The 12,171-nt window shown below is 70.0% G+C and carries 4 protein-coding genes and 1 pseudogene; 1 reads left to right on the forward strand and 4 read right to left on the reverse strand.

From position 1 onward, the window contains the following. Positions 1-14: 14 nt before the first annotated feature. The 3 genes and pseudogenes from pglW to EV383_RS20215 all read right to left on the reverse strand — a co-directional run bounded on the left by pglW (position 15) and on the right by EV383_RS20215 (position 8,342). Positions 15-4,313, reverse strand: a complete 4,299-nt coding sequence (gene pglW, locus EV383_RS20205) for a BREX system serine/threonine kinase PglW (RefSeq protein WP_130291363.1) — start codon at positions 4,311-4,313, stop codon at positions 15-17. 3 nt (positions 4,314-4,316) lie between these two features. After that, entirely contained in the window at positions 4,317-5,963 is a 1,647-nt protein-coding gene (locus tag EV383_RS20210; protein WP_130291364.1) for a GmrSD restriction endonuclease domain-containing protein, read from the reverse strand. Between the two features lie 75 nt (positions 5,964-6,038). Beyond that, positions 6,039-8,342 (reverse strand): annotated as a pseudogene (locus EV383_RS20215) (GmrSD restriction endonuclease domain-containing protein). Between the two features lie 225 nt (positions 8,343-8,567). On the opposite strand from EV383_RS20215, the gene EV383_RS20220 reads away from it, so the two are divergent. Next, positions 8,568-9,362, forward strand: coding sequence for an 8-oxoguanine DNA glycosylase OGG fold protein (locus EV383_RS20220; protein ID WP_130291365.1), 795 nt, complete (start codon positions 8,568-8,570; stop codon positions 9,360-9,362). Between the two features lie 49 nt (positions 9,363-9,411). Here EV383_RS20220 and EV383_RS20225 read toward each other — a convergent pair whose 3' ends face one another. Next, positions 9,412-12,015, reverse strand: a complete 2,604-nt coding sequence (locus tag EV383_RS20225; protein WP_130294779.1) for an MFS transporter — start codon at positions 12,013-12,015, stop codon at positions 9,412-9,414. Positions 12,016-12,171 lie beyond the last annotated feature (156 nt).

Raw genomic sequence — 12,171 nt, forward strand, 5'->3', positions numbered from 1 at the left:
TATTCATCGTTGAATCACGCCACAACGTCGACCGTCCGTAGCTCCCCCAGCGAGTCCCGGTCCAGCACGATCCGCTCGGACCCGTCCACCACCTCGACGACCATCCCGTCCAGCTGCGCCGCCCCGACCGCCGACTCCGCCGGGCACAACAGCCAGAGCCCGTGCGGCGCCCGGTGTGGGCTGCGTGCCGCAGCCTGCAGCCGGACGAGCAGCTCCCGGCCACCGGACTCGGCGTAGCGCGCGAGCAGTCCGGCGTCGTGCAGGAACACGACGGTCTCCGGGTCGGACTCGGCGTCGATCCGCTTCCCGGTCCGCTCCCACGCCAGCCGCACCCAGGAGTCGAGGCCGCGCGACATCTGCTCGGTCTCGGTGAACTTCAGGTCGCTCCTCACAATCGCGGACCAGTCACGGCCACGTTCGGACGCAATACCCCGCAACTCGTTGAGGAACACTGCGCCGACGTCGAGCGGGCGCACCTGCCACGTCTCGGCCACCATCTCGGCCGTACCGGGAAGGTCCTTGCCGCGCAGGGTGAGCGCGACGAAACCGCCGCGGTCGACGGCCCGGTCGAGCTGTCGTCGCACACCATCCCGACCCGAGTGCTCGAACGGTCGCGCGGGCAGCGAGGTCGACGACGCCAGCGGCGCAGGCGGGGCCTCCGGGTAGAAGCGCTGGTCGCGGGTGTCGTAGCGCAGTGCGAACCCGGCGGCGTCGAGTGCCTCCGAGATGCGGACGTGGGTGGGACTGGCGTCAAGCCGGATCTCCGGGAACCGGGCACGGACCCGGTCGAGCAGGGCGTCGACGGTGATGCCGGTCGGGAACCGGGCGCTCGGGTCCTTGCGGCGCACGCCGGCCGCCGCCTGCGAGATCCGCAGCGCGGCGACGAGGTCGAGCCCTCGGGGGTACAACTCACCACTCGGCGAGACGAGAGCGTCCTTCGAGGCCGCGGAAGCAAGCGCGAGCAACCGGGTGTCCTGCAGCGCAGGCATACCCTCCGGCACCGGGATCTCCCGCAGGCGCCGGAGCACGGCCGCACGGCCGGGGAGGGGGTCCTCCACGGCGAGCTCGTCGGCCGCGGTTCCCAGCGCACCGGCGAGCTCGGCCAGCTCCGACGGCGTGGGGTCGTCGGTACCGGGCAGCGACTCGAGCGCGACCAGGACGTCATCGCCGCGCCGCGACACCGCCAGCCGCGGGCCGTCGCCGTCCTCGGCCTGCTCCCCCGCCCACAGCTCGGCCTCGACGGCCGCGCGGACCACCGCGAGCGCTGCGGTCGCACCGTCGTCGGAGGAGGAACCGAGCCGGGCACGCACGACGGTGGCGAGCTCCAGGGCGGTCATGACGCGCCCTGCGCCGCCGAGGACGTCGACGAGGATCTCGCGGACGTCGGCCAGCTGCGGCGACTCCGCCCAGTTCTCGAACAACGTCTGCTGGTTCTTCGACACCGTCGGTTGTGTCGTCCCGACCGCCTTGGCGATCGCGGTCTGGCTCGGCCATCGCGGCAGGTTCACGTCGAGGCCCAGCGTCGCCCGTGCCACGTCGCCCTGTTTCGAGCGCCGCTGTGTGGCGAACGGCCTGGCGAGCAGCGTGACGAGCTCCTCGACGGTGACCCGGGCGTCGGCGGCCGGTTCGGTCACGTCCGGCTCCGGAGCGCGCAGCAGCGGCGCCCACTGCTTGTGCCGGCGGATCAGTTCCTTGCGCACCGCGGCGCCGGCGCCCCGGGCGCGGGCGATCTCGGTGGTTCGGACCTTGAGCAGCTCACCGACCGTGGCCGCTCCGAAGCCGGCGGCGACGGACACGGCACGCGGGCTGAGGCCGGCGTGGTCGAGGGTCGTCTCCGGCGACGCCGAGGCCGCGAGGGTGTCGCGGACCGCCTCCGGCTCTTCCTCCGCGTCGGTCTCGACCGGGAGCCGGCGGTCGGCGGCGGTGAAGACGGCGCGCCACGCGTCGTCCATCTGCTTGAGCGTGTCGAACCGCCGCCCGACGTCGCGGTGAAGCGCCCGTCGGAAGAACGTGATCAACCCATCCTTCAGCGCCGGGTCGAACTGGTCGGACGCCAGTTCCGGCACCTCGTCGGAGGTGGTGCGCGGGTCGGTGAGCCCGTCGCCCCACTGCGGTCGCTGCTTCGACGCCATCTCGTGCAGCGTCACCGCGACCGCGTAGCGCTCGGCGTGGTCGTCGTAGACCGGGCGCCGGGGCGAGTCGAGCAACGGGTCCAGGTAGCCGCGGGTGCCGACGCCGATGTCCTTCTCGGTCGACCCGGCCAGCGAGAAGTCGAGCAGCATCAGCTGCCGGGACCGGTCGGCGCGGCGGAAGATCGCGAGATTGTCCGGCTTGATGTCGCGGTGCCACACACCCTCGCCGGCGAGGACGTCGAGCGCGTTGAACAGGTCCCGGCCGAAACGTTCCAGGTCGTGGTAGCTGAGCCGCCCCTCGGCGCGAAGCAACGAGCCGAGTGTCCCGCCGTCGAGGTCGCTGCCCCCGGCGTACTGCAGGTCGATCACGGTGCGCTCGGCCAGCGTGCGCGGTCCACCGAGCTTGCGCACGATCTGCGCGCCGCCGACCCGCTCCAGGACCTCGGCCTCGGTGCGCAGGCTCGCGGCCTTCTGCTCGTCGAGCGCCACCTTGAGGACGCGGTACTCGGCCTGCTCCTCGCCGTCGTCGGACTCGCGGATGCGCTGCACGAGCAGCGCTCGCGACGTGGAGCCGGTCCCCAGGACGCGCTCGACGGTCCACTCGCCGTCGACGCGCTGGCCCGCGGTCGCGGTCAGCGGGTCCACCTGGGGCTGGGCCGGCTGGGCCGAGTCCCGCTCGGTCCGGTCGAGTCCGAGCAGGAACATCTCGGCCGACTCCAGCCGATGGTCGACCGCCGAGCGGGTCGCAGCGAACACCAGCTCGTCGATCGCCTGGGGCAGGGTGCCGTCGACGCCGTGCGGGTGCAGGCCGCCGTCGTTGCGGACGCGCTCGATCATCTCGGCCCGGTTCGCCGCGGGCGCACGACCGGTGAGGATCAGGTAGGCGATCGCCCCGAGCCCGAACAGGTCGAGCTCGACCGGGTCGGGGAACGGCGAGTCGAACTCCGGTGCGAGGTACGGGCCTGCGGAGTCGGCGACGACGTCGTCCCCCAGCGAGGACACCCCGATCGACGAGTTGACGCCCGGGTCGAAGTCCCGCGCCGCCGTCTGCCAGTCGATCACCCGCAGCGTGGGCTCGCGGCCGTCCGGGCGGGCCGAGACATAGACCGACCGGGCGGCCAGGGCGCGGTGGTAGAGCGAGCGGCTGTGCGCGTAGCGGACGGCCTCGCCGAGCTGGCGGACCAGCTCGAGCCGTGACTCCGGGGTGAGCCGGGCCGCGAACAGGCCGAGGTAGGAGTCCAGCCGTAGGTCGGCGGAGTCGTGCCGGAACAGGATCGCCGGACGACCCTGATGCTCGCGGATCTGCACCGGTTGGGCGATCCCGCGGTGCGTGATGCCCTGCAGCACCTGGTACTCGCGCCTCGCCGCCCGCTCGACCTGCGCCTTGCGCTCCTCGCCGGCCTGCTCCTCGGTGAGGTAGATGCGGACCCGCCCGGACTCGGAGACGATCCCGGAGCGCTGCGCGAGCCGGTCCTCCCACGCCGGGCCGGCGTCGAGGACCGACGGAGCGAGCTGCCAGTCGTCGCCGAATCGCAGGTGCGCCGTGGCGGCACGGATCCCGATCTCGGACATCAGGGTCGGCAGGATGTCGCGGGAGAACGCCGGATTGATCCTCCGTCCCTCACTCTGTGGAGGCTGGGACAGCAGGTCACGCCAGATCCAGGGCAGTCCCTCGGATGCCTCGTCGCGTCCGTAGACCCGGGTGCTCTGGACGTCGTCGAGCTTCGACACCAGGCCGGGGTGGGTCAGGAACACGGCCGGCTCGACGCGCGGGATGCGCAGGTTGCGCATGCCCTTGCGCTTCGCCGCCCATTCCAGGCGCCCCTTCAGCTCCTTGGACTTCAGGTCGGTGAAGTGCAGGGGGTTGCGCAGGGTGCGGGGCCAGTCGCGGCCCTGCTCGTGGAACACCCAGTCGTCACCCTGGTTGCCGACCGTGCCCGGATGGGCCTTCAGCTCGACCAGGTAGAGACCGCCGGGGACGGCGATGAACAGGTCGCACTCGTGGATGCGGCCGGACTGGGCGGTGAAGGAGAACGTCGCCCACGCGCGGAAGGGTTCCGCGGCGGGGAGCAGGCGCTTGACGTGGTCGAGTCCGTCCTGCTCCCAGGAGTAGTCGGACGGACGCTCCTGGAACCAGCGGCGGACCGAGCTCGGCGGTGGTCCCGGAACGGGTGCAGGCACGCCTCAGACCTCCTCGACGGAAATCTGCTCGTCGTCTTCGGGCATCTCATCGAGCTGGCTCCGCGCAGCACCCGGCGTGTAGGGCGGAAGGCCGAGCATGTCGTTCAGCACCGCCGCCAGAGCCTCGCGCCGAGCGGCGAGGAACTGCTCGAAGCGATCGACGTGCCAGGTCTCCTCCCCCGGGATCCACTGCTCGGTCAGACGCTCGGCATGGATCTTCGGCAGGTATCCGGCGGGATCCTTCGCGCCGATCTCGCGGTTCGTCTTGCCCGAGATGAACGCGAGGTTGGCGAGGCTGTTCGTCAGCTCGTTGCCGTAGCGGCGGGACACCCTCGCCTTCGGGAAGACATGGTGGTACTCGATCTTGCTGGTGGACGTCATCGGCTGGGCGCTCATCGCGATGTGGCTGTGCCAGTCCTTCACCCCTGCCCCGAGTGCCGCGATGTAGAGGAGGGTGAAGAACGACGAGGTGACGCCACGCCGCTCCAGATCGGCCGGCGAGAGCGGGCTGTCCATCGACCGCGGTCCGGACGCGCGCCGGATCAGCTCGTCGACCAGGCGCTGCCCCTCCTCGGAGTTGATGAGCCGTGCCTCGGCGTCGAGCTTGCTCTCGACCTGGCTGGAATAGTGGCTGAACGCCATCGCCGTGTAGACCCAGCGCCGCAGACCCGACACCTCCTCGGGCGTGAGCCGAGTCTTGCGGCGGTGCAGCAGGTAGGCCGGGACCACCACGACGTTCGGGGACGTGAGCGCCGCGGAGCGCGGGATCCCGCACTCGCTCCGGAGGAAGTCGACGGCCGATCGCAGAGCGCTCTCCGTCTCGGCCCAGGCACGCTTCAGGTCGTCGCCGCTGATCCGCGGGCCGATCAGCTTGATCGCGTGCGCGCCGACGCCGGCGAGCAGCCCGGTGAGCCGGAGGACCGCCTCCCGGTCCAGAGCGAAGTTCTCGCGGTCGAGCTCGTCGGTGAACTGGTCGATGGTGTCGAGGCCCTCCGGCCAGCGCGCGGCGATGGCGCTGAACACGAGGTCGCCCTTCGATAGCCGTCGACCGCCCTGGTTGACCCGGGCGAAGATCTCGGCGACCTCTTCGTAGTCGTCGGACTCCACGGTCAGGATCGGTGTCGGGTACCTGCGGATGTCGTGCACGCGCTTGAGCCGGCTGTAGTACGTGTCGAAGTCCGGATGATCCGGATCGACACCTGATTGGCGGAGGAGCGTGGCGAACTGGGGCGCCTCCTGCAGGACATCGGTGACCGGGATGAGCAGTGCATCCTTGCGTTGGACCGCACTCGGATTCACGAACGTCTCGTCACGAAGGTCGAACCGGACGTCGAGCGCGGGTCCGACCTTGACCGCGTCCGGACGGATGATCTTCGCCAGCGACGTCAGACGCTGCTGCCCGTCGAGCAACATCGCCGGGTGGTCGTAGGTCGGGGTGTCCTGCAGGACCGCCGCCGTACGCAACGGGACCTCGAGGGTCGTCTTCCAGATGAGGAGGGCCCCCACGGGGTAGCCGCGGTAGAGCGAGTCCAGCAGGAACGGCACCTGCGGCCGCCGCCAGACGTAGCCGCGCTGGATGGACGGAATCACCAACTTGCCGTCCAGCAGTGCGTTCACCTGACTGGCGAGAGGCTCGGTTCCCTGACCCACTTGTCACTCCTCGAGATTGCTTCGTGACGCGCACGGGTCATGCGACCCTATCGAACGGGCAGATCGATCAAGCGCTCACGCCGTCCGGTCGACACCCTGACGCGAACGGTCCAGACGGTCCTGTGCGACCGCGCGCTCGCGATCACCGAAGAGCGACACGAAGCGCGGGTCGACGACCAGCGCCTCGACCGTCAGATCGAGTCGGCCGGCGTCCCAGAGCCGCACGAACCCGTCGCTGACCGTCGGCGAGGCGAGGAGCCGCCGGGTCGCCCCGACGGCCCCGTGCTGCAGCACCATCTCCCGCAGGTACTGCGGGTTGTAGCCAAGCTCGGTGCGACAGGTCTCGATCACCCCGAACATGACTCGGTCGAAGGCACCGTCCTCCACCTCGGGGATGTCGACGACGGGCTCGACCGGGGCACCGACGCCCTGGTCCTCCTCGTCCCCCGAGACCACGGCGCTACGACGCTGGACGAAGCCCCGCAAGGTGTCCACCGAGGAGAAGACCTCGTAGCCGAGCTCCATCAGCCGCGGCAGGTCGGCCTCGTCCGGGTCGAGCTCCAGGACGACCGGCTTGCCCTGACCGGCCTGCAACCCGTCGGACCAGAACAGCTCGGCCACGGCCAGGACCCGTCCCGTCTCGGGGTCGGCGATCTCGGCGTCCCGCGCCGCCGAAGAGAACCCGAGCTCGGCGAACTCCTCCACCAGAGCCGAGATCTGCGCGACGCGCACATCGGACTCGGCCGGCTCCTCAGACACCTGGACCACCTGCAGCTCGCGGTCCCACGGGTGTCGCCCGGCCAGCAGGTCGTCGAGAAACTCCCCGGTCGCAGCCGCAAGCAGCTCACGCCGTGCGGTGAGGAACTCCCGGTAGTTCTCGATCTCCCAGAGGCGCGGGTCCTGCGGGATCCACTGCGAGGTCAGGACCTGTGGCTGAAGCCCGGTCAGGTAGGCCGCCGGATCCGCGCCGGACAGCCCGACCGCCGACGACGGGCTCACGAACGCGAAGTTCGCGATCGCGTTGACCTCGGCCCGTGTGTAGCCGTGCTTGGCCAGCGCGGCCTTCGGGAAGATCTCGTGCACCTCGACCGAGGCGGACTCATGGCCCAGCGATCGGCCGGTGAGGAGGTCCCGCCCGTCCCGGACTCTGGTGATCATGTAAAGCAGCGGGTAGGAGCGCGAGCCCTTCCCGACGCCCTCGAAGTCCTCGGCGTCGATCGACATGTTGTTCTTGCGTGTGCGGCTCAGGCTCGCGATCACGCCGTCGATCCCGCTCGCCTCGACGGTCTCCAGGTCCTTGGCCAGGAACGTCTCAGTCGAGCCGGCGAACCGCCCGCGCAGGGCCGCGTGGACGTACCAGTACAGGGCGCGGTCGGTCTCGGCGTTGTCGGCGAAGCGTCCGCCGGTGCGGTGCATGAGCCGCGACAGCACCGGGACCGCGTACCGCCCCATCAGGACGCGATCGTGGTCGAGCCCGAGCCGCCCGGACAGCAGACCGAGCACGTAGTCGATGTTGTGCAGCGTCTTGTAGAGCGCGTCCTCGAAATCGGACGCCGAGACGTCCTCCAGGGCGGAGAACGGTGCGCGGCCGGTCGCGACGGCGTTGACGTTGCGCAGCAGCCAGTCCGGGGTGAAGCTCAGGTCCCGCTCGGCCCAGCGGTCGAGGTTGCGGCGCATCGTCGGGCGCGCGTCGCCCCACTCGGAGCAGATCCGAGCCAGCGCCAGGTCACCCTTCGACAGCTTCGTTCCGCCGGAGTTGACCCGGTTGAAGATGTCGACGACCACGTCGACGGTCTTGTCCGCACCGGTGATCTGCTCGATGTGGAACTCGCGGTCCCCGATGTTGCGCAGCTGCTGGAGCCGGTCCACGTAGAGGTCGAGGCGATCCGCGGCCCAGGTCAGGTCCCGTAGCTGCCCGAACGACGCCGAGAAGCCACCGGCGTACAGCTTCGTGACGTCGATCCAGAGCGGGTCGTCCTTCATCTTCATCGGGGCGTAGAACTGGAACGCCTCGGTCTCGACGTTGAAACGAAGGCCTGAGAACGCCTCCGGGTCGCCCTCGAAGAAGGACGGCGCCCGTCCACGCATGATCCCGTAGAGCGTCGTGACGCGCTGCTGACCGTCCAGGAGGAGCTGCTTCTGCCCGGCGGTGGACGCGCTACCGCGGACGGCCTGACCGACTCCCTCGGTCTCCTACACGAGCAACGCCCCGACGGGATAGCCGTGGTAGAGCGATCGCATCAGGCCGCGCACCTGATCGCGGTTCCACACGTACCCACGCTGGAACTCCGGCAGGAGCATCGATCCCGCGTCGATCTGGTCCAGGATCGTGCCCAGCTTCGTCTCATTTCCCCCTTGCGGCCATACCTCACCGCACATCGAGAGTCGATCAAGCTGCGTTACGCGCTCGCCGACGGTGGACCGCCACACATCGTGCCGACCGTGCGACGTGATCGTGTCATGGGAGACCCGATCGAGTGACCGACCGGCCACTGATCAACTGCGACGTGTCTCGGACGGACGCCAGTACACCGCTAATCAGAATGCCCACCCGATCCGGTGACATCGCCATAGTGCGGGCGCGGTCCGCCCTACGGTGCGCTCATGCCTGAGATCGCCATACCCCTCGTCCTCCGTGAGGCGCATGATCGATGGATTGCGGACGGCCGGAAAGAGCAAATAGCCATGCGGTGGTACCCGCGATCCTGGCGTGACCGGCTGGTCGATTACCGATCCGTGCTCGATCAGCTTCCCTCCCAGGTTTGTCGTAGCGACGCGGCCGAGTGGGCTGTCGGCATCGACAACGCACACCGCGCCGGCGAGGCGTTCGTCGCGGCGATGGTCTGGGGCTACGGCCCTGTCGGCTACGGCCCCTACCGCACTGCGCGCATCCTCGAGGAGAACGAGCAGGCTACTGAACGTCTACTGAAGATCGCCGAGCCGGCAGTTGAAGGTGACCGCATGCGAGCCTTCCGGCAAGCAGCGAACTCCCCGCTGAAGCATCTGGGCGTCGCGTTCGGGACGAAGTTTCTGTATTTCTGCAGTCTCGCGTCCGGCGACGATCGCGCCATCGCACCGGTTCTGGACAGCGTGGTGGCCGACTGGCTCTCCCAGCACACCCCGTTCTCGCCGAAGATCGACAGCTGGCGTCCGAAAGACTACGAGCGCTATGTCGACCTTCTCCAATGCTGGGCCGACCAACTCGACGAGCGCATCGACACCGTCGAGCAGCTGATCTTCGACTCCGAATGGGCCGTCCCCGCCGGCACACGGACACCGACCGCAGACATCGCATCCACGCTCGCTCAGCTGCGCCGTCTCGTCAACGACCTCGATCCCGCTGTCACCGACCGCTGCGAACCCCACCTCACCGAGCTACGTGCACTGACTTCCTGCTGAAACCCGAGTCTGCCGATGGGCAGGCCCGGGCTGGCAGTCCACCAGGAGGTCAAGCCTGCGACACCGACGGCCGTCCCATCTGCAGATCGAGTTGCGCCGCCTCCCCCGCCGGCACCTCCACCGACGTCGTGACCGGCGCGAACGTGCTCGCCACGACCGTGTAGTCCCCCGCCGGGATCCCGAGGAACGAGTACTTCCCCGCCCCGTCGGTCATCACCGTGCCGACGACCTCACCGACAGGGCTCAGCGCGGTCACCGTCGCCCCGGCGAGCCCGGCACCGTCCGGACCGGTCACGATCCCGGCCAGCAGACCCGACGTCGACGACAGCACCAGATCGGCGACCGACGTCGCGCCCGGCTGCACGGACAGCGTGAGCGCGGACGGCTCGTGGTCGGTGGCGCTCGCGGCGACGGTCGTCGCGCCCGACGGCAGGCCGGCGAGGCGGAACGTCCCGTCGGTGCCCGCCTGCACGCGTCCGACGACCTGGCCCCGCGCGTCGGTGGCGATCACCAGCGCCTCCGGGATCGGGACGCCGCCGTCGGAGGCGGTGACCGTGCCGGTGACCAGTCCGTTGCCGTCGAGGGCGAAGTCGCGGACCACGCCGACGCCGTTGAGCGTCACCGCGGTGACGGCCGGGCGGAAGCCGGGCGCGCTGGCCACCGCGGTGTAGGTACCCGGCGGGAGGCCGTGCAGGGCGTACTCGCCGCCGACGGCCGAGGTCCGCGCGACCTGACGGCCGTTGCGGTCGGTCACGGTCACGACGCCGTCGACGCCCACGGCGCCGGAGCCCGCCTGCAACCGCCCGAGCAGCTCACCGGCCTCGGCGTGGCGGCGGTCGTCGTCGGCCGCGGCGTTCTGACCGGCGGGCTCGGCGGCGTGGTGACCGGCCCGGGGCACCGCGGCGGCATCCGCGAGGCCGGCCACGGGAACCGCGGCGGCGGAGGCGCGGGAGGACGACCGGTCCGGGACCTCGTCGTCCGTCACGACCTCGGACATCCCGGTGACCTCACCGGAGACGGCGGCGAGCTCCCCACCGACCGACTCGTGCTCTCCGGACGGCGCCGATCGACCGCCGGCGAACCACGACGCGACGGCGGCGACCACGCACGCGATCACGGCGAACCAGAACGCGGCCGCCAGGCCGTCGGCGAAGGGCCCGGAGATCAGCTCCGGGAAGAAGCTGTGCCCGGTCAGGATCGCGGCCTGGTCCGGGGGCAGCGTGCCCACGGTCGAGCCGAGCAGCTCCTGGATCGGGTTGTAGCCCAGGAACGCCGCGAACAGCACGCCGACCGGGGGCAGGTTCGCGATCCGGGACGCGTCGGCGGCCGGGACGGCGTGGGCGAGCAGCCCCTGCTTCATCACCGACGGCAGGTTCTGCGACAGCCCGGCGATCATCAGGCTGAAGAAGAAACCGATCGACAGGACCATCGCCGCGTTCTGGAACGTGGCCGTCATGCCGGCACCCGCGCCGCGGGCGTCACCGGGGAGCGAGTTCATGATGTCGGCGCGGTTGGGTGAGGAGAACAGGCCCATGCCCAGGCCGTTGACCAGCAGGATCGCGGCGAACGGGACGTAGCCGAAATTGATCGGCAGGATCTCCAGCAGCAGGAAGCTGACCGCGGAGATCAGCATGCCGCCGGTGGCGAACCAGCGGGCGCCGTAGCGGTCGCACAGCACGCCGGAGATCGGCGCCGCGACGAGGAACCCGACCGTCAGCGGCAGCATGTAGATGCCGGCCCAGAGCGGGGTCTCCTGGAACGAGTAGCCGTGCTGGGGCAGCCAGATCCCCTGCAGCCAGATGATCAGGACGAACTGCAGGCCACCGCGTCCCAGCGAGGCCAGCAGGTTGGCCACGTTGCCGAGGGTGAACCGGCGGTTCGCGAACAGCGAGAGCGTGAACAGCGGGTTGGCGACCCTGCGCTCGATCAGCACGAACGCGCCGAGCACGATCACGCCGCCGATCAGGCAGGTCAGCACGGTCGGGCTCCCCCAGCCCATGACCGACGTGCCGTAGGGCTGGATGCCGTAGGTGATGCCCACCAGCACGGCGATCAGGCCCACCGCGAAGGTGATGTTGCCCCACCAGTCCATCTTCGCCGGGCGGCGCTCGCCGGTGTCGCGGAGCTTGAGGTAGGCCCACACGGTCCCGAACAGGCCGAACGGCACCGAGACCAGGAAGACGAGCTTCCAGTCGATCGGTCCGAGCAGGCCGCCGATGACGAGGCCGAAGAACGAGCCGGCGATCGCGGCGACGCCGTTGATGCCCAGTGCCAGACCGCGCTGACGCTGGGGGAACGCATCCGTCAGGATCGCCGAGGAGTTCGCCATCAGGAACGCGCCGCCGATGCCCTGCACGATCCGCCAGCCGATCAGCCACAGCGCGGCCGCGTCACCCTGCTGCCAGGTGAGCCACAGGAAGATCGACGCGACGGTGAAGACCGCGAAGCCCAGGTTGTACATCCTGACCCGGCCGTACATGTCGCCGAGGCGGCCGAACCCCACCACCAGCACCGCGGTGACGACCAGGAAGCCCATGATCATCCACAGCAGGTAGCTGGTGTTGCCGGGCTCGAGGGGGTTGATGCCGATGCCGCGGAAGATGTCCGGCAGGGCGATCAGCACGATCGAGGAGTTGATCGTGGCCATGAGCATGCCGAGCGTGGTGTTCGACAGCGCGATCCACTTGTAGTTCGGGCCCGGTCCGGAGCTCTGCTCCGACGGGCCGGCGACACGGTCGATGACGGCCACGACTCCCCCTCCACTAGTTGACTGACGCTAATCAACTAGGAAGCAGGAAACACCAGTTCG

Origin of the sequence: Pseudonocardia sediminis (assembly GCF_004217185.1) — a bacterium.
Taxonomy (GTDB): domain Bacteria; phylum Actinomycetota; class Actinomycetes; order Mycobacteriales; family Pseudonocardiaceae; genus Pseudonocardia; species Pseudonocardia sediminis.

Excerpts from the sequence above, each read along its gene's own strand:
- EV383_RS20220 (WP_130291365.1), top strand. The coding sequence starts at position 8,568 with ATGCCTGAGATCGCCATACCCCTCGTCCTCCGTGAGGCGCATGATCGA.
- EV383_RS20225 (WP_130294779.1), bottom strand. The coding sequence starts at position 12,015 with ATGCTCATGGCCACGATCAACTCCTCGATCGTGCTGATCGCCCTGCCG.